The 23,575-nt window shown below is 72.2% G+C and carries 25 protein-coding genes; 13 read left to right on the top strand and 12 right to left on the bottom strand.

Annotated elements, in window-relative coordinates:
* Window positions 1–2 precede the first annotated feature (2 nt).
* Both ACFY8O_RS21940 and ACFY8O_RS21935 read right to left on the bottom strand, forming a co-directional pair.
* Complete coding sequence (locus ACFY8O_RS21940) at window positions 3–668, bottom strand: cytochrome b/b6 domain-containing protein (protein ID WP_387904832.1); 666 nt, start codon at window positions 666–668, stop codon at window positions 3–5.
* On the bottom strand, window positions 610–1,386 hold the full coding sequence (locus tag ACFY8O_RS21935; protein ID WP_387904830.1) for a molybdopterin-dependent oxidoreductase: 777 nt from the start codon (window positions 1,384–1,386) through the stop codon (window positions 610–612). Before ACFY8O_RS21935 ends, ACFY8O_RS21940 begins: the two co-directional genes overlap by 59 nt.
* A 104-nt stretch (window positions 1,387–1,490) precedes the next feature.
* Between ACFY8O_RS21935 and ACFY8O_RS21930 the strand changes: the two genes are divergently transcribed.
* Entirely contained in the window at window positions 1,491–1,916 is a 426-nt protein-coding gene (locus tag ACFY8O_RS21930) for an ASCH domain-containing protein (protein ID WP_387904828.1), read from the top strand.
* Between the two features lie 225 nt (window positions 1,917–2,141).
* Entirely contained in the window at window positions 2,142–2,450 is a 309-nt protein-coding gene (locus ACFY8O_RS21925; protein ID WP_387904825.1) for a hypothetical protein, read from the top strand.
* A gap of 39 nt (window positions 2,451–2,489) precedes the next feature.
* Here the strand turns inward: ACFY8O_RS21925 and ACFY8O_RS21920 are convergent, their stop codons facing one another.
* The gene (locus ACFY8O_RS21920) at window positions 2,490–4,145 is read right to left on the bottom strand and encodes an FAD-binding dehydrogenase (RefSeq protein WP_145806627.1); all 1,656 of its coding nucleotides are present in this window, start codon (window positions 4,143–4,145) and stop codon (window positions 2,490–2,492) included.
* Window positions 4,146–4,288: 143 nt separating this feature from the next.
* On the opposite strand from ACFY8O_RS21920, the gene ACFY8O_RS21915 reads away from it, so the two are divergent.
* From ACFY8O_RS21915 to ACFY8O_RS21900, 4 genes are read left to right on the top strand one after another with little or no spacing between them, the layout of a single operon-like run.
* Window positions 4,289–5,206: a DMT family transporter gene (locus ACFY8O_RS21915; RefSeq protein WP_145806629.1), complete on the top strand. Its 918-nt coding sequence runs from the start codon at window positions 4,289–4,291 to the stop codon at window positions 5,204–5,206.
* Window positions 5,193–5,723 (top strand): NUDIX hydrolase, encoded by a 531-nt coding sequence (locus ACFY8O_RS21910; RefSeq protein ID WP_145806631.1) that lies wholly within the window; start codon window positions 5,193–5,195, stop codon window positions 5,721–5,723. Before ACFY8O_RS21915 ends, ACFY8O_RS21910 begins: the two co-directional genes overlap by 14 nt.
* Window positions 5,720–6,118, top strand: a complete 399-nt coding sequence (locus tag ACFY8O_RS21905) for a YidH family protein (RefSeq protein ID WP_387904822.1) — start codon at window positions 5,720–5,722, stop codon at window positions 6,116–6,118. Before ACFY8O_RS21910 ends, ACFY8O_RS21905 begins: the two co-directional genes overlap by 4 nt.
* Window positions 6,115–6,426 carry a DUF202 domain-containing protein gene (locus tag ACFY8O_RS21900; RefSeq protein ID WP_145806634.1) on the top strand — a complete coding sequence of 104 codons (312 nt, stop codon included), beginning with the start codon at window positions 6,115–6,117 and terminating at the stop codon, window positions 6,424–6,426. The genes ACFY8O_RS21905 and ACFY8O_RS21900 overlap by 4 nt, the downstream gene beginning before the upstream one ends.
* Window positions 6,427–6,477: 51 nt before the next feature.
* On the opposite strand, the gene ACFY8O_RS21895 is transcribed toward ACFY8O_RS21900, so the two are convergent.
* The gene (locus ACFY8O_RS21895) at window positions 6,478–7,413 is read right to left on the bottom strand and encodes an NADP-dependent oxidoreductase (protein ID WP_387904819.1); all 936 of its coding nucleotides are present in this window, start codon (window positions 7,411–7,413) and stop codon (window positions 6,478–6,480) included.
* Between the two features lie 36 nt (window positions 7,414–7,449).
* On the bottom strand, window positions 7,450–8,088 hold the full coding sequence (locus tag ACFY8O_RS21890; protein ID WP_387904816.1) for an NADPH-dependent F420 reductase: 639 nt from the start codon (window positions 8,086–8,088) through the stop codon (window positions 7,450–7,452).
* 103 nt (window positions 8,089–8,191) lie between these two features.
* Here ACFY8O_RS21890 and ACFY8O_RS21885 point away from each other — a divergent pair, with 103 nt between their 5' ends.
* From ACFY8O_RS21885 to ACFY8O_RS21875, 3 genes are all read left to right on the top strand, one after another.
* Entirely contained in the window at window positions 8,192–8,533 is a 342-nt protein-coding gene (locus ACFY8O_RS21885) for a winged helix-turn-helix transcriptional regulator (RefSeq protein WP_145806882.1), read from the top strand.
* A 117-nt stretch (window positions 8,534–8,650) separates the two neighbouring features.
* Complete coding sequence (locus ACFY8O_RS21880) at window positions 8,651–9,673, top strand: phosphotransferase family protein (protein WP_387904814.1); 1,023 nt, start codon at window positions 8,651–8,653, stop codon at window positions 9,671–9,673.
* Window positions 9,674–9,681: 8 nt separating this feature from the next.
* Entirely contained in the window at window positions 9,682–10,896 is a 1,215-nt protein-coding gene (locus tag ACFY8O_RS21875) for an acyl-CoA dehydrogenase family protein (RefSeq protein WP_145806641.1), read from the top strand.
* A 42-nt stretch (window positions 10,897–10,938) separates the two neighbouring features.
* On the opposite strand, the gene ACFY8O_RS21870 is transcribed toward ACFY8O_RS21875, so the two are convergent.
* Window positions 10,939–12,246, bottom strand: a complete 1,308-nt coding sequence (locus tag ACFY8O_RS21870) for a M28 family metallopeptidase (RefSeq protein ID WP_387904810.1) — start codon at window positions 12,244–12,246, stop codon at window positions 10,939–10,941.
* Between the two features lie 444 nt (window positions 12,247–12,690).
* On the opposite strand from ACFY8O_RS21870, the gene ACFY8O_RS21865 reads away from it, so the two are divergent.
* A complete protein-coding gene (locus tag ACFY8O_RS21865) occupies window positions 12,691–13,302 on the top strand; it encodes a DUF642 domain-containing protein (RefSeq protein WP_387904808.1) in 612 nt (203 codons plus the stop codon).
* Window positions 13,303–13,326: 24 nt separating this feature from the next.
* Here ACFY8O_RS21865 and ACFY8O_RS21860 read toward each other — a convergent pair whose 3' ends face one another.
* From ACFY8O_RS21860 to ACFY8O_RS21850, 3 genes are read right to left on the bottom strand one after another with little or no spacing between them, the layout of a single operon-like run.
* The gene (locus ACFY8O_RS21860; RefSeq protein WP_145806647.1) at window positions 13,327–13,920 is read right to left on the bottom strand and encodes a TetR/AcrR family transcriptional regulator; all 594 of its coding nucleotides are present in this window, start codon (window positions 13,918–13,920) and stop codon (window positions 13,327–13,329) included.
* A gap of 36 nt (window positions 13,921–13,956) precedes the next feature.
* On the bottom strand, window positions 13,957–15,624 hold the full coding sequence (locus tag ACFY8O_RS21855) for an AMP-binding protein (RefSeq protein WP_387904806.1): 1,668 nt from the start codon (window positions 15,622–15,624) through the stop codon (window positions 13,957–13,959).
* On the bottom strand, window positions 15,621–16,385 hold the full coding sequence (locus tag ACFY8O_RS21850; protein ID WP_145806651.1) for an SDR family oxidoreductase: 765 nt from the start codon (window positions 16,383–16,385) through the stop codon (window positions 15,621–15,623). Before ACFY8O_RS21850 ends, ACFY8O_RS21855 begins: the two co-directional genes overlap by 4 nt.
* Window positions 16,386–16,557: 172 nt before the next feature.
* Here ACFY8O_RS21850 and ACFY8O_RS21845 point away from each other — a divergent pair, with 172 nt between their 5' ends.
* Window positions 16,558–17,823, top strand: coding sequence for an exo-beta-N-acetylmuramidase NamZ family protein (locus ACFY8O_RS21845; protein ID WP_387904804.1), 1,266 nt, complete (start codon window positions 16,558–16,560; stop codon window positions 17,821–17,823).
* Window positions 17,824–17,968: 145 nt separating this feature from the next.
* On the opposite strand, the gene ACFY8O_RS21840 is transcribed toward ACFY8O_RS21845, so the two are convergent.
* Window positions 17,969–20,797: a penicillin acylase family protein gene (locus tag ACFY8O_RS21840; protein WP_387904801.1), complete on the bottom strand. Its 2,829-nt coding sequence runs from the start codon at window positions 20,795–20,797 to the stop codon at window positions 17,969–17,971.
* Between the two features lie 233 nt (window positions 20,798–21,030).
* Between ACFY8O_RS21840 and ACFY8O_RS21835 the strand changes: the two genes are divergently transcribed.
* The gene (locus ACFY8O_RS21835; RefSeq protein WP_145806657.1) at window positions 21,031–21,642 is read left to right on the top strand and encodes a hypothetical protein; all 612 of its coding nucleotides are present in this window, start codon (window positions 21,031–21,033) and stop codon (window positions 21,640–21,642) included.
* Between the two features lie 180 nt (window positions 21,643–21,822).
* Here ACFY8O_RS21835 and soxR read toward each other — a convergent pair whose 3' ends face one another.
* Window positions 21,823–22,296, bottom strand: coding sequence for a redox-sensitive transcriptional activator SoxR (soxR, locus tag ACFY8O_RS21830; RefSeq protein WP_145806659.1), 474 nt, complete (start codon window positions 22,294–22,296; stop codon window positions 21,823–21,825).
* A 158-nt stretch (window positions 22,297–22,454) separates the two neighbouring features.
* On the opposite strand from soxR, the gene ACFY8O_RS21825 reads away from it, so the two are divergent.
* Entirely contained in the window at window positions 22,455–22,916 is a 462-nt protein-coding gene (locus tag ACFY8O_RS21825) for a MaoC family dehydratase (RefSeq protein WP_387904797.1), read from the top strand.
* Between the two features lie 31 nt (window positions 22,917–22,947).
* On the opposite strand, the gene ACFY8O_RS21820 is transcribed toward ACFY8O_RS21825, so the two are convergent.
* Window positions 22,948–23,571 (bottom strand): TetR/AcrR family transcriptional regulator, encoded by a 624-nt coding sequence (locus ACFY8O_RS21820; RefSeq protein WP_145806663.1) that lies wholly within the window; start codon window positions 23,569–23,571, stop codon window positions 22,948–22,950.
* Window positions 23,572–23,575: the final 4 nt, after the last annotated feature.

The raw sequence follows: 23,575 nt of genomic DNA, 5'->3' as shown, positions 1-23,575 counted from the left end.
CGCTACTCCTCCGGCTCCCGCCACAGCGGGTGCTCGGAACGCGCCCAGAGGCGCTCGACCGACCCGGTGCGCATGCCACGGCGTGCCTCCGGGTCGGCGAGCGCCTTCGCCATGTGCCCGGCGAGCACGATGCCGATCGCGAGTGCCAGCCAGTCGTGGACGAAGGTCGCCCCCGTGCGCCACACCAGCGGGGTGAGCCCGGTGAACCACATCAACAGGCCGGTACCGAGCATGACGAGCAGCCCTCCCGCGATCCACGCCGCGTACAGCTTCTGCCCCGCGTTGAACTTCCCGGCCGGCCGCGATCCCGGCGTGCGGTCGCGGCGCAGGGCGGCCCGCAGCCACCGCCGGTCGTGCGGCCCGAAGCGGTTGAGGCGGGAGAGGTCCGCGCGCAGCGCCCTGGAGAGCAGCCCCGCCAGCAGCGGTACGGGGATCAGCAGCCCGGACCATTCGTGGACGGTCACCACGAGGCGGCGGCGCCCGACCAGTTCGGCGAGCTGGGGGACGTAGAGGCAGGCGGCCGTGGCCACGCAGAGCAGGGTCAGCCAGGCGGTGGTGCGGTGCACCCAGCGCTCGGCGGTGCTGAAGCGTCGCAGCTTCGGCCCGTGTTCAGACAGTAGGGGCGTCGTCCCGTCCGTTGGAACGGCCCACCCAGGCGTCGACGTCATAACCCAGCTCCTCCCAGTATCCGGGGCGCACGGAGTCGGTGACGGTGATCCCGGAGAGCCATTTCGCCGACTTGTAGAAGTACATGGGGGCGACGTACAGGCGTACCGGGCCCCCGTGGGCGTGCGCCAGCGGCTCGTCCCGCATGCGCAGGGCGACCAGGACGTCGTCGCGGCGGGCCTGTTCGAGGGTGAGGCTCTCGCTGTAGGCGCCGTCGAAGCAGGTGAAGCGGACCGCCTTCGCCCCCGGGCTCACTCCCGCCGCGTCGAGCAGGGCGGAGAGCCGGACCCCCTCGAACGGCGTCTCGGGCACCCGCCAGCCCGTCACGCACTGGACGTCCCGCACGATGCGGGTCTGCGGGAGCGCCTTCAGCGCGTCCAGGGTGTACGTCGCCGGGCGCTCCACCAGGCCGTCCACTTTCAGGCCGTAGTCGGCGGGGCTCTTCCTCGCGACCGAGGAGACGACCGAGTAGTAGCGGAAGCCGCCGCCGTTGGGCAGGAGTCCGGTCAGGCCGGTCGGGTCCTTGTCGGCCACCGCGCCCAGGCCGTTCTCCAGGCCTTTCTGGAGAACGGGAGCGGCGGCGACGCCCACGGCCCCGAGACCGAGCATGGCCAGGACGAGACGACGGCCCACCGGAGCACCGGGCTCGGGTGGGGCGGTCCCGGACCCGGCGGGGCCGGGTCCGGGCTCGGACGCGGGGGAAGGGGGACGACTGTTCACGCGCTCATTCGAACACCCGCGGCCGTCCTGCACCAGAGCCGCCGGTCGTCCGTCGCGGCGTCCACCACGGAGGGCGGGCCCGCGACGCGTGCCACACTGCCGCCATGGAGAACCGTGAACCGCTGAAGCCCTGTCTCCTCGCCTTCCCCGGGCCGCTGCGCGACCGGCTGGTGGCGGCCGTGCTCTCGGGCGAGAAGGTCTCCACGACCGGGCTGCTCGTGGAGTACGAGGTCGAGCGCGAGGAACTCCCGCCGGTGGGCGAGCGGTCGGCGCTCATCGACTCCGACGGACGGGAGGTCGCCGTGCTGGAGCTGACGGAGGTACGGGTGATGCCCCTGGGGTCGGTGGGCCTGCAACACGCCCTCGACGAGGGCGAGGGTTACGCCTCCGTCGCCGAGTGGCGGGCGGGCCACGAGGCGTTCTGGCACAGCGAGGAGATGCGGGAGGCTCTGGGCGACCCCGAGTTCACCGTGGACGACGGGACGATGGTGGTGGCGGAGCGCTTCCGGGTGGCGGAGCGGCTCCTCTGACGCCCTGTTGAGCGCCGGATCGCGGAGTCGGACGTCGCTGCCGACGCGTTGCTGGAGGTCGTCGAACGCGAGGCCGGGTTCCGTGAGCCGAAGCGCCGGAACCGGGCGCGGCTCGCGTTCCGGGACGACGGGCCACGACCCCGGGCGGCCTCGCTCAGGACCTGACCGAATCGCGCTGAACACGGCGCGGCTCAACCTCAGTTGCACCTGTCTCAGCCTGTCTCTGTGCTGCTCTTCGCGCTCAGGGGACTGCTCGACCGGATCCCGGACGTGATCGACTCGGCCGGACGCGCCCGCGACTCGTGGCAGCGCTTCAGGAAGCCCGACCTGCCGCCCCCGGCGGACGACGAGGAGCCGCCCCTCGCCGCACAGGTCGTCCGGGCGTCCGGGCGCCCAGGCGTCCGGGTGTCCGGTGGCACAGGACGGCAGCACGGCGCGCGTCGTCATCACCGGCCTCGCCCGGGTCCCCGCCCCCCGGCCCGCCGCCGCCGTCCCTGGGTCGTGCCCGGGACGGCGACGGGCCGGTCCTCCTGACAGGACGCCGGCAGCCCTCACGGGCCGGGCCGAGGTGCCTCAGCCGACCGCCTTCGCGGCAGCCCGGCCCGCGGTCCGGCCCGAGAAGATGCAGCCGCCGAGGAACGTGCCCTCCAGCGAGCGGTAGCCGTGGACGCCGCCGCCGCCGAAGCCGGCCGCCTCTCCCGCCGCGTACATCCCGGGCAGCGGGGTGCCGTCCCCGGCCAGGACGCGGGAGGACAGGTCCGTCTCCAGGCCCCCGAGGGACTTCCGGGTCAGGATGTTCAGCCGTACGGCGATCAGAGGGCCGGCCGCCGGGTCGAGGATGCGGTGCGGCTTCGCCGTCCGGATCAGCTTGTCGCCGAGGTAGGCACGGGCCCCGTTGATCGCCGTGACCTGGAGGTCCTTGGTGAAGGGGTTGGCGATCTCCCGGTCGCGGGCGGTGATCTCGCGGCGCAGGGCGTCCTCGTCGATCAGTGCTTCACCGGTGAGGGCGTTCATGCCCCGCACGAGCGCGCCGAGGTCCTTCTCGACGACGAAGTCCACGCCCTTGTCCATGAACGCCTTCACCGGGCCCGGGACCTCGGCGCGCGCCCTGCCGATCACGTCGCGCACGGACTTCCCGGTCAGGTCCGGGTTCTGCTCGGAACCGGAGAGCGCGAACTCCTTGCCGATGATCTTCTGGTCGAGGACGAACCAGGTGTAGCCGTAGCCGGACTTCATGATGTGGTCGAGCGTGCCGAGCGTGTCGAACCCGGGGAACAGCGGGACGGGCAGCCGCTTGCCACGGGCGTCCAGCCAGAGCGAGGAGGGGCCGGGCAGGATCCGGATGCCGTGCTTGTCCCAGATCGGGTTCCAGTTCTCGATGCCCTCGGTGTAGTGCCACATCCGGTCGCGGTTGATGTGGTGGCCGCCCGCCTTCTCGGCGATGCCGAGCATCAGCCCGTCCACGTGGGCGGGGACGCCGGAGAGCATCTTCTCGGGCGGGGTGCCGAGCCGCTCGGGCCACTGGGCCCGGACGAGGTCGTGGTTGCCGCCGATGCCGCCCGAGGTGACGATCACGGCCTGGGCCCTGAGCTCGAAGGCACCCGTGACCTCGCGGCTGCTCGCGGTGCCCCGCTCGGCACCGCTCTCCTCCAGGATCTCGCCGGTGACCGTGTCCACCGCTCCGGCCGACCGGCCGAGGCCGGTGACCCGGTGGCGGAAACGCAGCTGGACGAGGCCCTTCGCCACCCCCTCGCGGACCCGGCGTTCGAAGGGCGCGACGACGCCGGGGCCGGTGCCCCAGGTGATGTGGAAGCGGGGGACGGAGTTGCCGTGGCCGTTCGCGTCGTAGCCGCCGCGTTCGGCCCAGCCGACGACGGGGAAGAACCGCACGCCCTGCGCGTGCAGCCAGGACCGCTTCTCCCCGGCCGCGAAGTCGACGTACGCCTCGGCCCACTGCCGTGGCCAGTGGTCCTCCTCGCGGTCGAAGCCCGCCGTGCCGTACCAGTCCTGGAGGGCGAGTGCGTGACTGTCCTTGATCCGCATGCGGCGCTGCTCGGGCGAGTCGACCAGGAAGAGCCCGCCGAAGGACCAGTGCGCCTGGCCGCCGATGGACTGCTCGGGTTCCTGGTCCAGCAGGATGACCGTGCGCCCGGCGTCGACGAGCTCGGCGGTGGCCACGAGCCCCGCGAGTCCTGCCCCGATCACGATCACGTCGGCGTCGTACGCCATGGGTTCCATCCTTCGGGGCGGTTGCGCGCGGCGGCGGCACGTTACTTGTGGGTCAGATCTTCGGTACGCGCCGCGCCCACGTCAACCGTCCGCCCGGTGGCGCCCTCACCGATCCCGGAGGGCCGCGGGGCTATCGTCGGACCGTGTCGGTGCTGGTGATCGTGCTCTCGGTGGGTGCCGCCTGCTGTCTGGGCTTCGGCTTCGTCCTCCAGCAGGACGCCGCCCGGCGTGCGCCGCTGCGCGATTTCCTCTCCCCCCGGCTGCTGCTCGACCTGATGCGGGTACCGAGCTGGCTCGTCGGGATCGGCCTGATGGTCTGCGGGATGGTGCTCGGCGCCCTGGCGCTCGGTCAGGGCGAGGTCTCCGTCGTGGAACCGCTCCTGGCCACCAACCTCCTCTTCGCGATGGCCCTGTCGCGCCACCGCACCGGCCAGTCCCTCGGCCGTCAGGGCTGGGGCGGCCTCTGCCTCCTCGCGGGTGGCGTCGCCGCGTTCCTGCTGGCGGGTCAGCCGCGTGGCGGGGACGCGGTGACCTCGCCGCTGCGGCACTGGCTGGTGATCGGGGTGGTGGCGGGGCTCGCACTGATCCTGACCGCGTCCGCCAGACATCCCCGGACCCGTGGGACCCCGGTCATGCTCGGCCTGGCGGCCGGGCTGCTGTACGGCTTGCAGGACGCCCTGACCAGGGTCAGCGGGGAGCGGCTGACCGAGGACGGCTGGGTGGCGCTGATGACGAGCTGGCAGCCCTACGCCGTCCTCGTCATGGGGCTGACGGGGCTGCTCCTGGTCCAGAGCGCCTTCGAGGCGGGTCCGCTGCGGGAGTCCCTGCCCGCCCTCACCGCCGCGCAGCCGCTGTCGGGCATCCTCTGCGGGATCGGCTTCCTCGGGGACCAGGTGCGCACCGACCCCGCGGCCCTGGCCTGGCAGGCCGTGGGGCTCGCGGCGGTCGTCGCCGGGATCGTCCTGCTGGGGCTGCATCCCGCGATGCCGGAGGGGAGGGACCGGCACGGATCAACGGCCGCCGACCGGTTGATGTTGGATGGGCCCCATGACTCCGGCTGACGAGATCCTGGACATGGTCGACGAGAACGACGAGGTCGTGGGGCAGGTGCCCCGCGGCGAGGCGACCGAGCGCGGCCTACGACACCGCTGCGTCTTCATCGAGGCGCGGGACGCCGCGGGCCGGCTCTTCGTCCACCGCAGGACGGCGTCGAAGCTGGTCTTCCCTTCCCACTACGACATGTTCGTCGGCGGGGTCGTGGGCGCGGGCGAGTCGTACGACGAGGCGGCGCTGCGGGAGGCCGAGGAGGAGCTGGGGGTCTTGGGCCTCCCCCGGCCGGTGCCGCTCTTCAAGTTCCTCTACGAGGATCCGGGGCACAGCTGGTGGTCGTACGTCTACGAGGTGCGCTGCGAACTGCCCGTGGCCCCGCAGCCGGAGGAGGTCGCCTGGCACACCTTCCTGACCGACGCGGAGCTCCAGGAGCGCCTCGGTACGTGGGCGTGGGTGCCGGACGGGCTGGCCGCGTACCACCGGCTGCGGGAGTTCCGGGCCGGCGGCGGGGCGGGGGCCACCGCATGAGCGGCGACTTCGTGCGAGGGCTGCGTCTGTGGTTCGCACCCGGGCGGATACGGGAGGAGGGCGACACCCCGGACTACCGCTTCTCCCTCGCCAACGAGCGCACCTTCCTCGCCTGGATCCGGACGGCTCTGGCCCTCATCGGCGGTGGTTTCGCCGTCGACCAGTTCCTGCCGGACCTGGCCTGGGGCATCCGGGCGGGGCTGGCCCTCGGGCTGCTGGCCGCCGGGGTGCTCTGCGCGCTGCGGGCCGTCAACCACTGGGTGCGGTGCGAGCGGGCGATGCGGCGCGGCGAGGATCTGCCCGTCTCGCGCTTCCCCGCGCTGATCGGCCTCGTGGTCGCCGTGGTGGCCGTCGTGATGGTGGTGGTCGTGCTGTTCGGCTGGGAGGGCCGGTGACGGGCCCGGTGCGCGACCCGGGGCTGCAACCCGAGCGGACGCGGCTGGCGTGGCGGCGCACGACCCTGGCGTGCACGGTGGTGGGCCTGCTCGCGATCCGGCAGGCGCTGCACGACGGGGCCACCGCGGCCGGGGTGCTGGCGGTCGCCCTGAGCCTGCTCGCGTGGCTGGGGTTCCTCTCGGTGGCGCACCGACGGGTGTCCGCGATCGGGCCCTCCGAGCCCGCCACGCTGTCGCCCCGCCTCGCGGTCACGGCGGCGGGCTGCACGGTCGCACTCGCGGCGTTCGCCGCGGCGACGCTGTTCTGACCTCGCCGCGGCGGCTCGGCCGGAGCGGGCGTCCGGCGCCGTGCGTCCCCCTCAGCCGTCCCAGTCCACGGTGACGACGATCTTGCCCCTGGTCCGTCCCTGCTCGTTGAGCCGGTAGGCCTCCCCGGCCTGTTCCAGGGGGAAGACCCGGTCGACGTGGACGGAGACGACCCCCTGCTCGGCCAGCTCCGCGAGATGGGTGAGGTCGGCGGCGTCGGGCCGTACGAACGCGTACCGCCCGCCGTAGGAGAAGACCTCGGCGTCCGCGATGGACGCGAGCCGGCCGCCGGGGGCCAGGGTCTGCGCGGAGACCCGGAGGGCTTCCCCGCCGACCGTGTCGAACGCCGCGTCGAAACCATCCGGAACCAGGGCCCGCAGCCGGGCGGCGAGCCCGTCGCCGTACTCCACCGGCTCCCCGCCCAGCTCGCGCACGTAGTCGTGGTTGTGGGGCCCGGCGGTGCCGACGACCCGGCAGCCCGCGTGCCGGGCGAGCTGGACGGCGAGCGAGCCGACCCCGCCGGCCGCCGCGTGGACCAGGACCGTCTCGCCCTCCTGGATCTTCAGGGTGCGGTGCAGCACCTGGTGCGCGGTGAGTCCGCACAGCGGCAGGCCGGCCGCTTCCTCGAAGCTCAGGCTCAGCGGCTTGCGGGCGAGGGTGCGCACGGGGGCGGCGACGTACTCGGCGAAGGTGCCGCGCGAGAGGAAGTCCTCACGGACGTAGCCGATGACCTCGTCCCCCACCTCGAACTCGTCGACGGCGGCGCCCGGCTGGACGACGACCCCGGCGACGTCCCAGCCCGGGATCACGGGGAAGACGGCCTCCAGCCCGGCCTGGAGGTAGCCCTCGCGCGCCTTCCAGTCGACGGGGTTCACGGCCGCGGCCCGCACCTTCACCAGGACCGTGTCGGGGCCGACCTTCGGGTCGGGCCGCTCGCCGTACTCCAGGACGTCGGCCGTGCCGTACCTGCTGTAGCTGATCGCCTTCATCCTCCGACGATCGGCGCGGGCCGGGGTCCCCGCAACTCAGGCCGTGACGGCTTCGAAGGGCGGCAGCAGGGTGCGGGGGTCGTGGCCGGTGTGCCAGAGCCCGATGAGGAACGCCGTGGTCGCCTCCAGGTAGGCGGCCCGGTCGAGCCCGCCGACGGGCAGGGGGACGCAGCCGAGGTCCCGGACGAGGGTCCCGACCGTCTCCAGGGCTCCGGCGTCGTCCCCGCACAGCGGGACGGCGACCGGGCCGTCGGCGAAGGCGGGCGGGTCGAGACGCCAGACGGAGTCGGGCAGGTGGTTGAAGGCCTTGACGACCCGTGCTCCGGTGAGGTCCGCGATCGTACGGGCGGCCCCCGGTCCCGCGCCGGTGGTGAGCCGGAAGCCGGGCCCGACGGCGTTGGTGCAGTCGACGAGCAGCCGGCCACGCAGCGCCCCGTCCGCCGCGCCGAGTGCCGTGAGCACCCCCGCCACGGCGTCGTAGGGCAGGGCGAGCAGGGTGGCGTCGCCGTAGGCCGCCGCCTCACGAATGGTGCCGGCGCGCCGGCCGGTGCGGTCGGCGAGCGCCCTGGCCCGTTCCGCCGACCGCCCGCCGAACAGCACGTGATGGCCGGCCGCCGCCCAGCGTCCGCCCAGTGCTTCCGCCATGTTGCCGGTCCCGATGATGCCGATGCGCATGTCTCTCTCCCCTGAGTGCCGTCCCGTAGCGTCGTGCCCGAGGGACGTTAGGGGATCCGTTACGCACCGTTCGGTGCCTGACGGACGGGAGAAGGGGGATCTCATGGACCGGCTGCTCGCGGACTGCGGGGCGCGACTCGGCTTCGACCTGCTGGGCAACACCTGGAATCCCGTCGTGCTGTACGCGCTCGGCGCCGGGCCCCGCAGGCCGGGCGACCTGCGGACGGAGATCGGCGGCATCAGCGCGAAGGTGCTCACCGAGACACTGCGCAGGCTGGAGGGCCTGCGGCTGGTGGAACGCCGGGCCTTCGCGGAGGCACCGCCGCGCGTGGAGTACGCCCTCACCCCGCTCGGCCGGACGCTGCTGGAGCCGATCGAGGCGCTGGGCCGCTGGTCGGCCGCGCACGGGGAGGCGTTCGTGGCCGCGCAGGGCTGGGACGACTGACGCACGGCCGAGGCGGGGAGCCGGAGATCACTTCCCGGATTCCGGAAGGGCACTGGACGACATACCGACTGGTCGGCATCATGGTCCCGACGTCCCACCGCCCCGGAGGTGCCCACCATGAGCCCAGTCCATCCGCCAGGTCTCGATCTCGACCTGCTGCGCGGCCATCTCGACCGCGAGCGGCCGGGTCTGGTGAACGGACCGCTGGACGCTCGGGTGATCGAGGGCGGACGGTCGAACCTCACCTATGTCGTCACCGACGGTTCGGGCCGGTGGGTCGTGCGCAGGCCCCCGCTGGGGCACGTGCTGGCCACCGCGCACGACATGAAGCGCGAGCACAGGGTGATCAGCGCGCTGCACCCGACGGCGGTCCCGGTACCGGAGACCCTGCTGCTCTGCGAGGACGACTCGGTCATCGGCTCGCCCTTCTACGTCATGGAGTACGTCGAGGGCACCCCGTACCGCACCGCCGAGCAGCTCGCGCCGCTCGGCGCCGAGCGCACCCGGGGCGTCGTCCTGGGACTCGTCGACACCCTCGTGGACCTGCACGCGGTCGATCCGGCTTCGGTCGGGCTCGGCGACTTCGGGCGTCCGGAGGGCTTCCTCGACCGGCAGCTCCGGCGCTGGGGCAAGCAGCTCGACGCCTCACGCAACCGCGAGCTCGCCGGGATCGACGAACTGCACGCGGCGCTCGGCAGGGAGCTGCCCGACTCCCCCGCCCCCACCGTCGTCCACGGCGACTACCGCCTGGACAACGTGCTGGTCGGGCAGGACGACCGGATCAAGGCGGTCCTGGACTGGGAGATGTCCACCCTCGGCGACCCGCTCACCGACCTGGGCCTGCTGGTGATGTACAGCTCGGACCTCGGCCTTCCCGCGTCCCCCGTGTCGACCACGAGCGGCGCCCCGGGCCACCCGGACCCCGCCGAGCTGATCGCGCGCTACGCCGCCCGCTCCGGCCGCGACACCTCCGCCATCTCCTGGTACACCGCCTTCGCCTGGTTCAAGCTCGCCGTGATCCTCGAGGGCATCCACTACCGCTACACCCTGGGCCAGACCGTCGGTGCCGGCTTCGACCGCATCGGCGACCTGGTCCCGGTCTTCATCGCGCACGGCCTCACCACCCTCCAGGAAGGCTGAACACCCCTATGGACTTCGCATTCGACGCCCGGACCGAAGAGCTGCGCACGAGATTGCTCACCTTCATGGACGAGCACGTGTACCCGGCCGAGGAGGTGGCGGAGGAGCAGCGCGCGGCGCTGGCGTCGCCGTGGGACACCCCGCAGATCGTGGAGGACCTCAAGGCCGAGGCCCGCAGGCAGGGGCTGTGGAACGTCTTCCTCCCCGACGCGGAGTACGGCGCCGGCCTGACGAACCTCCAGTACGCCCCCCTGGCCGAGATCACCGGCCGCAGCCCGCATCTGGCGCCGACGGCGCTGAACTGCGCGGCCCCGGACACCGGGAACATGGAGGTGCTCTTCCAGTTCGGTTCCGAGGAGCAGAAGAAGCAGTGGCTGGAGCCCCTGCTCGCCGGTGAGATCCGTTCGGCGTTCGCGATGACGGAGCCGGAGGTGGCCTCGTCGGACGCGACGAACATCGAGACCCGGATCAGGCGGGACGGCGACGACTACGTCATCAACGGGCGCAAGTGGTACATCTCCGGGGCGATGAACCCGGACTGTGCCGTCTTCATCGTGATGGGCAAGACCGACCCGGACAACGACGACATCCGCCGTCAGCAGTCCATGATCCTCGTCCCGCGCGACACCCCCGGTCTGGAGGTGCGCCGGGCGATGCAGGTGTACGGCTACGAGGACCACTCCCACGGCGGTCACGCCGAGGTCGTCTTCACCGACGTACGCGTGCCGGCCTCGCATCTGATCGGCGAGGAGGGCGGCGGCTTCGCCATCGCCCAGGCGCGGCTGGGCCCGGGCCGGATCCACCACTGCATGCGCCTGATCGGCATGGCCGAGCGGGCGATCGAGCTGATGTGCAGGCGTGCCGTGGCCCGTACGGCGTTCGGCAAGCCGCTGGCCCAGCAGGGCGTGGTGCAGAACTGGATCGCGGACGCCAGGGTGACGGTGGAGCAGCTGCGGCTGCTGGTGCTGAAGACGGCCTGGCTGATGGACACCGTCGGCAACCGGGGCGCGCACACCGAGATCCAGTCGATCAAGATCGCCACCCCGCGCGCGGTGGTGGACATCCTCGACCAGGCGGTGCAGCTGTACGGCGCCGGGGGTGTCAGCCAGGACTTCCCGCTGGCCGAACTCTGGGCCTCCGCACGGACGCTCCGGCTGGCGGACGGTCCGGACGAGGTGCACCAGAGGTCGCTGGCACGGCGTGAGATCAAGAAGTACCTCTGACACCCGTACGGGGAGGCGCCCCTCCGGCGCCTCCCCGGCGGTTCAGAAGGTGAGCTGCCAGCTGTCGATGTAGCCGGTGTCCTGTGCGGCGACGTCCCTGACCTGGAGCTTCCAGGTCCCGTTGGCGATCTCGCCGGACGCGTTGACGGTGTACGTCGCGATCACGTTGTCGGCCGAGTCGCTGCTGCTGGAGTTCTTCAGCCGGTAGGCGGTCCCGTCGGGTGCGAGCAGGTCGACGACGAGGTCACCGCGGTAGGTGTGCTTGATGTCGACCCCCACCTTGAGCGCGGTCGGGGCGTTGCCCGTGCGGCCGGTGACGGCGACCGACGAGGTCACCGCGGCGCCGTTGTCGGGCACGGAGACGTCGGTGGCGTTGCTGAAGACGGTGCCGGTGGGCGGGGTGACCGTGCCGGCGGACAGGGTCCAGATCGCGTGGGCCACCGCGTCGCTGTTGCGGTCCAGGGCCGTGTCGTTGATGTTCGCCGTCGTGTCGCACGACGAGTGGTAGCAGCGGTCGAAGGCCTGGCCTGCGGTTCCGCCCCACTTCTGGGCCTGGGCACTGGTCTTCGTGTAGTCCGCGCCGGAGAACAGTCCGCCCACCGGCACGCCCACGTTCTTGAACGGGGCGTGGTCGGAACGGCCGTCGCCCTCGGTCTCGATCTCGGTGGGTATCGACAGACCGGCGTAGTAGTCCTTGAAGGTCTGCTCGATGACCGGGTCGTCGTCGTAGACGAAGTAGCCGGGGTTGGGCGAACCGATCATGTCGAAGTTGAGGTAGCCGGCGAGCTTGGAGCGCTCGGTGGTGGCCAGGTTGTTGACGTAGTACTTCGAGCCGACGAGCCCGAGCTCCTCGGCTCCCCACCAGGCGAAGCGCAGGTGCTTGTCCGGTGTGAGCTGGGCCCGTGAGACGGCGAGGGCCGTCTCCAGCACGGCCGCCGATCCGGAGCCGTTGTCGTTGATGCCGGCGCCGGAGGTCACCGAGTCGAGGTGGGAACCGGCCATGAGGACCTGGTTCGGGTCGCCGCCCGGCCAGTCGGCGATCAGGTTGTACCCGGTGGCACCGCCGGAGGTGAACTGCTGGAGGGCCGTGGTGTATCCGGCGGCGTCCAGCTTGGCCTTCACGTAGTCGACGGAGGCCTTGTAACCGGTCCGGCCGTGGGCACGGTTGCCGCCGTTGGCGGTGGCGATCGACTGGAACTGGGTGAGGTGCGCCTTGACGTTGGCGAGCGGGATGTCGGGGGCCGCGGCGACGGCCTCGGGAGCGGCCTGTGCGGCAGGGGCCGCGGTCGCCATCAGGGCCGCCAGGGCGAGCGCGGCCACGGGAAGGGATCTGAGTCGGACACGGTTCATGGAAGGCTCCGGATTCCGTTCGGGGACTGACGGAACGTGCGGGGGGTCACAGGGCCGTGCACGGCCCTGGGCCTGGAGCGGTGGGGCTGGACGTGCGCCCCCGATGCTCGGGCAGGTGACCGAGTACCGTCAAGGTGGAATCCGGACAGGCGTGTTCGCTCACCGGACGGACACGGGGTCTGTCCGGGAGTCAGGGAGTGCCGGCCGTCCTCCTCGCCCCGCGCACGGGCAGGCCGGCTCCACGCGGTCCACCCCCGCGCATGCCGGAGCACGCGGTGAGGGGCCACACGCCGGGGGCGCGCTTTCGCGGTGTTCTGCCTGCTCAGCACGCCTCACGCGCCGCTGCCCGGCCTCTTGGGCGGGGCAGGCCGGGGGCCGCACACTCCGATAGGGCTCCCGGCCGGAAGCCCCGCCCCTGGCGTCGCGTGAACCGAAAGGCCCTCCATGCGCCCGCTCCAGCTCTCCGCCGCCCTGTTCGCCGCGGCCCTCCTGCTGACCGCCGCCTCCACCACCACCGCCTCGGCCCACGCGCGGACCGTCCCGGCGGACGTCGCCGACGGAGGCTTCGAGGTGCCGGTCGTCCCCGCCCCGGCCCCGTTCACCGACGTCCTCGGCGGACAGGCCGTGGGCGCCTGGGCGGTGGGCGGTGACAGCGTGGACGTGACCTCCGACCGGCTCTGGGACGCCGCCGAGGGCAGTCAGTCGCTGGACCTCAACGGCAGTACGTCCGGCAGCGTCTCGCAGGTGATACCGACGCTCCCGCTGACCTCGTACGTCGTCAGCTTCGAGCTGGCCGGCAACCCGGCATGGGCCCCGGCCCTGAAGACGGGTGAACTCAGGGTCGACGGGGCACTCGTGAAGACCTTCGGCTTCGACGTCACCGGCCGTCATTTCCGCGACATGGGCTGGACCCGGCAGACCGCGGTCTTCACCAACCTGCTGAAGAGCTCCGTCACCCTGACGTTCACGAGCACCAGTCCCGGCCCCGGCGGTCCGGTCGTCGACGACGTGAAGGTCCGCGGCTGCCTGCTGGTCCTGTGCCCGCCGGCCTCCTGAGCCGCCCGGGGGCCGGGGCGGCCGTCAGGGGCGCAGCGCCCGCAGCAGCAGGTCCGCCAGGTGGTCGGCGACCTCCTGCTGGCTGAGCGGGCCCTCCGGGCTGTACCAGGTGGACAGGTGGTGGACCGAGCCGAAGTGGTAGTCGACGACCAGGTCCGCCGGGGTCGCGGAGGAGAAGACGCCGAGGCGCTGGCCCTCCTCGATCAGGGCGCGGAAGCGCTCGTGGTAGCGGCGGCGCTCGATCCGCACCTGCTTGTTCTTCTCCGGGCTCAGGTGGTGCATGGAGCGGAAGAAGATCGAGGCGTCGTCGAGGTTCTCGATCGTCGTGACGACCACGTCCGCCGCCGCGTCGCGCAGCCGCTGCTCGACCGGCGCCTCGGCGTCCGCGAAGGCGTCGAGGCGCTCCTGCTGGAGCCGCAGCACCCGGGCGTAGACCTCCTGGAGGAGATCCTCCTTGGAGCCGAAGTAGTGGTAGAGCGCCCCCTTGGTGACACCCGCCGCCTCGACGATCTCCTGGACCGACGTGCGGTCGTAGCCGCGCTCGGCGAACAGCCGGGTGGCGGCGGCCAGCAGCCTCTGGGGGACGGGGGTACCGTCCCCGTCCGTCGCCTTGGCCATTGCCGCCACCTGCCCTCTCGTACCGCGTGAACTGTTCTAACGGGGGGAACGCAGTTCCCGCCTGAGGATCTTCCCACTCGCCGTCTTGGGGAGCTCGGCCAGGATCTCCACCTCGCGCGGGTACTTGTAGGCGGCCAGCCGCTCCTTGCAGTAGGCGCCGAGTTCGCGGGGGTCCACGTCGGCGCCCGGGCGGAGGCTGACGTAGGCCCGGACGGTCTCGCCGCGGTAGGCGTCCGGGACGCCGACGACGGCGGCTTCCCTGACCGCCGGGTGGGTGTAGAGGATGTCCTCGACCTCCCGGGGCCACACCTTGAACCCGGAGGCGTTGATCATGTCCTTCTTGCGGTCCACGACGTAGAGCCAGCCCGCCGTGTCCATGAAGCCGATGTCACCCGTGCGCAGCTCCCCGTCCGGGAAGGCGGCCTCGGTCGCCTCGGGGAGGTTCCAGTAGCCGGAGACGACCTGGGGCCCGCGTACGGCGATCTCGCCCTGCTCGCCGAAGGGGACGTCGTCACCCTTCTCGTCGATGATCCGGACCAGCGTGTCGGGACCGGGGACACCGACGGAGAGGGTCCCCGAGACCGGGTCGACGGGTGCTTCGCGCTCCGGCGGTACGGAGGCGCAGGGCGCGGTGCACTCGGTCAGTCCGTAGCCGTTGCGGATGTACGGACCGAAGCCCTCGCGGAACTTCTCGACCAGCGCGGGCGGCAGCGGGGCGCCCCCGGAGGAGATCACCTGGAAGGAGGCGAAGTGCTCACGGGTGGCGGCCGGGTGCGCGGCGAGCGCCATGAAGGCGGTCGAGGGCCCCACGGTGTAGGCCGGGCGGTGCTCGGCGAAGGCCTCCAGGACGACGCTCGCCTCGAAGCGGTAGGCGAGGACCAGGGTGCCCGCGTTGGCGACGCAGGCCGCGAGCTGGCACACCATGCCGGTGATGTGGAACAGCGGGGCGAGGGCGAAGTAAGCCGAGCCCTCCTCGATGGGGTGGCCGGCGCGCTGGCGCTCGGCGTTGACCATGATGTTGCCCTGGGAGTTCATGGCGCCCTTGGGGGTACCGCTCGTCCCCGAGGTGTAGCTGATCAGGGCGGTGTCCGACGCGGCGAGCTCCCGGCCCCCGGGCGCCGCGAGACCGAGGCGGGCGACGGTCACCAGATCGCAGGCCCGGTCGTCGGGCCCGGGCGCGGGCAGCCGCTCGAAGCCGAGCACGCGCGGGTCGTCGGCCGACTGGAGGTCGAGCTCGCAGGCGGTGAGGACGATCGTCACGCCAGGGGCGGCCTCGGCGGTGACCCGCAGATAGGCCTCCCAGGCCCGGTCCGAACAGATCAGCGCGGTCACCCCGGCGTCCTTCAGTACGTGCCCGACCTCGCCGGACTTGTACATCGGGTTGAGCGGGACAACGGTGGCACCCGCCTTCCAGGCGCCGAGCAGGGCGAGCACGAAGTGCGGGGTGTTCTGCAGCATGATGGCGACCCGGTCGCCGCGCCGCAGTCCCGCGGCGGCGAGGTGGCCGGCCACGGAATCGGACAGCTCGTCGGTCTCGCGGTAGCTGAGCCGGCCGTCGAAGTAGGCGAGGAAGGTGTGCTCGGGAGCCCGGCCGACGGCGTCGCGGAAGGCGTGCACCATGGTCTCGGCCGGGTGGACGGGGGCGAGCTGGGCCTCGGTGAGCAGGCCCGTCCAGGGCTTGGCCGCGTAGATCGAGTCGCTCATGCGCCGGCCCCCTCCCACTTCTGCTGGAGGTGGTTCATGTTGCCGAGCCACTGGTCGGGATCCTTGGCGCGGGCGCGGTAGTAACCCGCCACCTCGGGGTGCGGCAGGACCAGGAAGCGGTCCTGCTCCATGGCGTCGAACAGGGCGTCGGCGACGGCCTCCGGCTCGATGGCGGTGGGTGCGAGGACGAGGTCCCCCGCGGAACCCGCCGCCGTGAGCATGTCCGTACGCACGCCCTGGGGGCAGATCGTGTGGACCTTGACGCCCCGGTGCCGGTAGGTCAGCGAGAGCCACTCGGCGAAGGCGACGGCGCCGTGCTTGGTGACGCTGTACGGGGCCGCCCCGATCATCGTCAGCAGCCCGGCCGCCGAGGCCGTGGAGACGAAACGGCCGCTGCCGCGCTCCAGCCACTCGGGCAGCAGGGCTCTGGCCGCGCGGACGTGCGCCATCACGTTGACGTCCCAGGCCCGGGCCCAGACGTCCTCCTCGGCGAACGCGTCGCCGCCCGAGGCGAGACCGGCGTTGGCACAGTAGACGTCGATCCTGCCGCCGAGCGCCTCCCGCGCGGCCTCCACGATCGTCGAGGCGTCGCCCGCCACGACGGTGCCGCCGATCTCCTCGGCAAGGGACGTGATCCGGTCGGCGTCGAGGTCGTTGACGACGACCCGTGCGCCCTCCGCGGCGAACTTCCGGGCCAGCGCGGCGCCGATGCCCCCTCCGGCTCCCGTCACCACTACGCCAGCGCCCTGCACCGTGCTCATCGGTCCCGCCTCTCTCAGCCGTCTTCCCCGGCAGACTAACCAGTCGGTATGTGATCCGGGAAGGGGTTCGGGGCAGGACTGGGAATCTGCCCAGTCGTGGCCGTTCCGCGCGGCCCGCACCCGCGCTAGCGTGCGTGACCATGACAGTCGGCGCGATCATGGAGGTAGCGGAATGACCCTGTCCAGACGTGGTGTGCTGGCCGTCGGCGGTGCGATGGGGGCCCTGGCCGCGACCGCCGGAGCCGGAACCGCATCGGCCGCGGGCCGGGCTTCCGGTTCCGCGCGTACCCGGGTCCGCACCGGCTTCGACCGGCTGGCCGCCGACGGTTACGGGCTGCTCGCCGGGCAGAAGGTCGGCATCGTCACCAACCCCACCGGGATCACCTCGGACGTCCGCCACATCGTCGATGTGATGCACCCCGACGACCGGGTGGACCTGACCGCCGTCTTCGGCCCGGAGCACGGCTTCCGCGGCACGGCGCAGGCGGGCGGTTCGGAGGGGCGCTACGACGACCCGGCGACGGGGCTGCCGGTCTACGACACGTATCTGAAGAGCGGTCAGCCGCTCGCCGACGTCTTCACCGCTTCGGGTGTGGACACCGTGGTCTTCGACATCCAGGACGCGGGCGCCCGCTTCTACACGTACATCTGGACGCTGTACGACTGCATGGAGGCGGCGGCGCTCGCGGGCAAGCGGTTCGTCGTCCTGGACCGGCCCAACCCGGTGACCGGGCGGGCGGCGCTGGGGCCCGTGCTCGATCCGGCCTTCGGCACGTTCGTGGGGCGCCGGGAGATCTCCCAGGCGCACGGCATGACGGTGGCGGAGCTGGCCCTGCTCTTCGACGGGGAGTTCCTGACGGCCCGGCCGCTGGAGCTGGACGTGGTGAGGATGTCCGGCTGGCGGCGGTCCGACTTCTTCGACGAGACGGGCCTGCCGTGGGTGCCGCCGAGCCCGAACATGCCGACGCCCGAGACCGCGCTGGTCTACCCGGGCACCTGCCTCTTCGAGGGCACCAACCTCTCGGAGGGGCGCGGGACGACGCGGCCGTTCGAGCTGCTGGGCGCGGAGGGCGTCGACCACCGGTGGGCGGCGGCGGCGAACGCGCTGGAGCTGCCCGGGGTCGCCTTCCGCGAGGCGTACTTCGCGCCGACGTTCTCCAAGTTCCAGGGCAGGACGGTCGGCGGGGTGCAGGTGCACGTCCAGGACCGCGAGGTCTTCGACCCGGTCCGCACCGGCATCGCGCTGCTGGTGACCGCGAAGCGGTCGTGGAGCGGGTTCGCGTGGCGTGCGGACAACTGGATCGACAAGCTCACGGGCAACACGCGCGTCCGCACGATGATCGACGCGGGTGCGGACACGGACGAGGTGGTGGGGGCGTGGTCGGAGGATCTGGCCGCCTTCCGCGCGACGCGCAAGGAGTACCTCCTCTACCGGTGAGCACCCGCCGGTAGAGGAGTCCCCCTCGACCGGTGAGCACCCGTCCGGTACCGAGGCCGATGACGCCTCGGTACCGGACGGGCCCCGCCGGGCCGGGCCGCCACGGGGCCCGGCCCGGCGGTCGCGACCGTCGCGGCCTCCGGCCTCAGCGGTGCGAGGGGAACTCCACGACCTGCTGGTACGTCGGCCGGTTCTGCCAGTGGATCGACTTCTGCGAGATCCCGCCCAGCGGCCGGTGCACGATGGAGTCGGTGCACCACTGGTCTCCCGCGCCGCACGTGTCGTCGCCCGGGTAGACCGTGGCCGCGGGGACGGCCGCCGCCGCCTTCAGGGTGCTCAGCAGCGCGGAACGGCAGGCGGCGAGGTCGCCGTTGCCGCAGTACGTCTTCGCCAGCGGTCCCTTGACGGTCTGTCCGAGCACCTGGCGCAGATCCTTGTCGGCGAAACCCCACCAGCCGTACTGGAAGGCTGATCCGCTGTGCGCCCCGCTCGGCCCGTGGCTGGCGGCCGGGGACTCGTCCGTGGCCAGGTTCGCGGTCAGCGCCGAGTAGAGACCGTCACCGAGGCCGGGCCGGAACTCCGCCTCGATCAGTTTCGGCCACCACGCGTCCATGATGCGTACCGCCTCCGCGTGGGTGTAGGTGTGCGACCCCGGTGCCGTCTCCTTGCGCTGGGCGCCGGCGGCCCGCCAGGAGTCGAGCTTCTGGATCACCGCGTCCACTTCGGGATCGGTGACCGGCTGGGAGCGCAGCACCTTGAGGAGTTCGGGCAGCAACTGCTCGCCGCGCAGGTCGGTGACCGCCGCCTCGGCCATGGCGCGGGTGAGGGACGCGCGGGTGACGCCGCCGGCCGCCACGAGTGCGGAGACCCGGTCGTCGAGCAGGTCGCCCCGGTGCACCGCTCCGAAGCCGAAGGCCGCGGTGGAGTAGTCCTTGGCCTGCCGGTTGTTCCAGGAGATGTAGTAGTCCTGACCACTGGAGTGCGGGTGCGCGGCGAAGGGGGTGTAGTCGGTGGTGTTCGCCGCCGGGTCGTACCCCTTCCACTCGTACGCCTTCTCGGCCTTGACCGGCAGCGCGGCGTCGACCCCTTCCGCGCGCACCGGGTTCATCCCGCTGTTGTAGAAGGCCGTGGTGCGCGAGTCGGCGTAGAACCAGTTGAAGGCGTAGTCGATGTTGCTCGCCGCCTGCTGGAAGGTGGCCGCGTCGGTGACGACCGCGGGGTCGTTGAGCATCTGGAAGCCGATGATCGAGTCGGCCTCGTGCCGGTAGGTGGTGCGCAGCGAGGTGTACGCGACCGGCTTGCCGCCCACCGTGGCGCGGTGGCTGACGATGCCGTAGTCGGTGCGCCACACCTGCATGCGGTAGGAGCCCTTGGCTGTGGAGTCGGCGACGGTGGGCTTCCAGGAGTTGCTGCGCTCCAGCTTCTCCATGGCCGTGCAGGCGCCGTCGTTCCGGTAGTGCGTGGAGTTCTTGGTGGGCGCGGAACCGTCGGGTTCGCACAGCTCGACCGCGTAGGTGTCGGTGATGTCCTGGGCCGCGGAGGTCGCGCTCCAGGCGTAGTCCTGGCCTCGGCCCATCTGGATGTACATGCCGACACCCGCGAACGAGACCCCCCGGGCGCTGATGCCGGGCCCCTGGAGCTCCTGGAGCATCATCAGCTGCGGGGCGAAGTAGCCGGTCTGGGGGCCCATGACGGCGATCGGGTTGCCGCTCGCGGTGTGCTTGCCGGACACCAGGAGGGCGTTGGACATGCCGCGCCTCTGGGCGCCGTCACCCGATCCGGGCAGCGAGCCCTCGGGGATCACACCGTCGTCGTACATGCCCTGGAGCGGAGCGAGGGCGGCCGGCGCCTTCACGGGGGCCTTGACGCCGGTGCCGGCCGAGCCGGTGCGGTCGTATATCAGGGGTTCCGGGGTGACCGAGCCCGGGTCGGGGAGGGCGGTGCCCCGGGCGGTGTCGGGCTTGCCGGCATACGGGAAGGAGGTGCCGTCGTGGACGGTGAGGACGGCCTCCGGGTCGTTGCGCTGACGGAAGGACTCCCAGACGCGAGTGCCCTCCTGGACGCCGTACTTCTGCTGGGCGGCGAGCAGCGAGAGCGCGGCCTGGACCTCGCCGCCTCCTCCCCCGCCGAACTGGCCGCCGACGACCGAGGCGATCGAGATCAGGTCGGTGAGCTTGAACGGCTGGATCTCGCCCACGTTCGTGATCGAGTCGATCTTCCCGGTGAGGACGTACTCACCCGGGAAGTAGCGGCCGTCCTTCGACTTCACCCGGTAGGCGTTGATCCCGTCGACGTAGGCCTGTGCGTCGGCCATCGCCTGCTCGCCCCGCGCGCCCTCCGTGGTCCTGATCCATTCGACCTGGGCCTCGAGGTCCGCCTCGGTGTACGGGGCCTGCGGCCAGAACTGCTGCTCCAGGCCCTGGTTGGCCAGTGCTCCCCCGGCGAACGACGTCAGCTCGCCGCGCCCGATGTGCCGGAAGAGGTCCATCAGCCACAGGCGGTCCTGCCCGGCCGCGAACCCGGCGCCGAACTCGGTGCCGTAGCGCGTGGTGCCCTTGATGTGCGGGACGCCGCTCTTCTTGTCCCGGGTGATCGTGACGTCCTCGCGCGGTCGGGTCACGGACTCGATCTGGTCCGCGGCGACTCCGAAGGAGGCGTCGTTGAAGAAGTCGGTCAGCTTCTGGTCGGTGAGGCCGGTGTGGCCCGCGACCAGGCCGTTGTAGCGGTCGAGTTGGTCGTCGCTGTGCGCGGGGTGGGTGCCGAACGCCTTGTTGCCGAGGATCTCGACGAGGGTGGCGTTGCCGTTCTCGCCGGGCGGCAGGATGTCCGCGCACCGGCCTTGGCAGTGATCGGTGACGGCGAGAGGTTCCGGCTCCGCGGCTCCGGCACTGGGAACCGTGGCGAGAAGGGACGTACCGAGAGCGAGAACCGCCGCGGCTGCGGCGGTTCTGAGCGTGCGGGTGCGTGGGGGCATGCGTGCTCCTCCGGGTGGCCGATGCGCCGGAGGTTACTGGCGGTAGGACCCGCCGGTAAGATGAACATCAGTCACTTTTTCAGAATCATCACACGCCGATACACGGTCTCACGCAGGGCCTCACAGGGTCTATCTCAGTCCGTGGACGCGTTTCACCTTTCGATGGAGCCGAATCGGGCAGGCGTACGTCCATCCCTTGACGCCGAAGTACGAGCGACGGAGGTGGCAGTGCCATGGCCGGATTCCGGAGTCTTGCGAGACAGGTCCGCGATCCGCGGGGCGACCTTGCCTTGCGGCGGTATTCGCTGCGCAAGTGCCTGGAGAGATTCGCCCCGTACGGGCACCGGGCGACCTGGGACCATCTGTGCGCCCGGCACGGCCTGGAACCCGAGGACCGGGCCCCCGATCCGGCGCGCCTGGTCCGCGCGCTGGAGGAGCTGGAGGCGGCACGGGCCGTCTGGCTCGCCTACGAGTCGGGCTTCGCCGAGCGGCGGCGCCGCGAGAAGCACGACGGGCTGCGCCGGCCCGGCTCCTTCGACGACTGGCACCGGCGCACCTGGGGCGGCAACGGTATCGCGCACTGCGACGATCCGGACGTCCACCCGAGCGCCCCGCTGGCCGAGGTCCTGGGACGGCTGATCGCGGCCCTGGGGGCCGAGCCCGGGGCCGTCTGCCCGGTCTGCACGGAAGCCGGGATCGTCTGGCGCCAGGACCTGGACCGCGAACCCTGGTCGGGCCCGGTGTGCACGGGGTGCGGCATCGTGGTCCCCCGCCCGGTCCTGACGGCGGGAGCGCTGGCCGAGGCGAGGCGAGCGCGGACGAGGGACCTGGCATCGGCCGCCTGAACACCCACGCGCCACGCGGAGTGGGGCGCCGGCCGCCGCGGGCGGCGCGGGGGCGCCGGCCGCCCGGAGCGCTCAGGCGGTACGAGGTGGCCGGTCGGCAGCCGGGGAGGCCGGGCGGCCGGTCGCGGGAGCTGGGCGTCCGGCAGCCGGGGAGGCCGCCGGAGCGCGGGGGGCGGCCGTTCAGCCGCCGTCCGCCACGTCCCGCTCGGGCATCAGACGCGAGCCGGTCAGCCGGTCACCGAACACGTCGTCGGGGTTGGACAGCACACAGGTCTCCAGCGAGAGGCACCCGCAGCCGATGCAGTCGCTGAGGTGGTCCCGCAGGCGTCCCAGCTGCGTGATGCGCTCGTCCAGCTCCGAGCGCCAGGCCCGCGAGAGCCGCGCCCAGTCGTCGTGGTTCGGGGTGCGCTCCTCCGGCAGCTCGGCCAGCGCCTTCCTGATCGTGGCGAGCGGGATGCCCACCCGCTGCGCGGCCCTCACGAAGGCCACCCGGCGCAGCGCGTCCCTGGTGTAGCGGCGCTGGTTGCCGCTCGTGCGGGTGCTGCTGATCAGGCCCTTGGACTCGTAGAAGTGCAGCGCCGACACCGCGGCGCCACTACGGGCGGACAGCTGACCGACGGTGAGTTCTTGGTATGACTGCGGAATCTGTGGCACTCATCCCACCCTAGTGGCCGCACCTCGGCCCCCGCCGCCCTCCCGGAAAACCCGGCCGGTCCGTCGTTGACAGGGACGCGCGACCCAACCATGCTGAGCAAGCGCTTAGACATCGCCCGGGAAGGGCGGACGACAGCCGGAAGGCAGGGACCAGAACCATGGCAGAGCCGAAGATCTTCACGTCCGCGCAGGAGCTGCGGGACGCAGTGGGCGAGGAGCTCGGTCACAGCGACTGGCTGGAGATCGAGCAGAAGAGGATCGACCAGTTCGCCGAGGCCACGGGCGACCACCAGTGGATCCACGTGGACCCGGAGCGCGCCGCCGCCGGCCCGTTCGGCACGACGATCGCGCACGGATATCTGACGCTGTCACTGCTGCCGGTGCTCGTCCCGCAAATCCTGCGGGTCGAGGGCGCGAAGATGGGCATCAACTACGGGACCAACAAGGTCCGCTTCCCCTCGACGGTCCCGGTGGGCTCGCGGCTGCGCGCCACGGCCGTTCTGAAGGACGTCGAGGAGGCGGGCGGCGGAGTGCAGGTGACCGCCCTCGTCACCGTCGAGCGCGAGGGCGGCGACAAGCCCGCCTGTGTCGCGGAGTCGGTGTCGCGCTACTACTTCTGAGCGCCGGCCGCCGCCCCGGGGGCGCCCTGGGTCACTTCTGGGCGCCCACCATGCGCAGGACGAGGTCGGCGTAGAGGGTGCCGACCTCCTCGGGCGTCCGGCTGCCCTGCGCGCTGAACCAGCGGGCAACGTCGATGCAGAGGGACAGCACGGCGAGAGTGGTGCCCGGCACGTCGGGTACGTCGAACTCGCCGGCCCGGACACCCTCGCCGATGATCCGGCGCACGACGGCGTCGCTCCGCCTGCGCAGGGCCACGATCTCGGCGCGGTGCTCATCGCCGAGGGCCTCCAGCTCGTACTGCACCACCCGGGCCGTGGTGTGCCGTTCCGCGTGCCAGCGGACGAAGGCCCGGACCGCGTCGGCGAGCCGCTCGGCCGCCGTGCCGTCCCTGTCGGCCGCCGTCTCCAGCAGGAGCAGGGCCCGGTCGTGGCCGATCCTGCTGATCCGGTGGAGCAGCTCTTCCTTGGTCTTGTAGTGGATGTAGAGCGCCGCCGGGCTCATCCCGGCGCGGCCGGCGATGTCCCGGGTGGTGGTCGCGTGGTAGCCGCGCTCGGCGAATGCCTCGACGGCCGCGACGAGCAGCCGCCTCGCCGCCTCGGGTGTGACCTCGCTCCACGGCGTGTTGTCGCCGTCGGTCTCCTCCGCCGTGCTCATCGCG

The sequence above is a fragment of the Streptomyces argenteolus genome (genome assembly GCF_042902585.1).
In the GTDB taxonomy this organism is placed as follows: Bacteria; Actinomycetota; Actinomycetes; order Streptomycetales; family Streptomycetaceae; genus Streptomyces; species Streptomyces argenteolus.
This window is presented reverse-complemented; position numbering and strand designations above follow the sequence as displayed.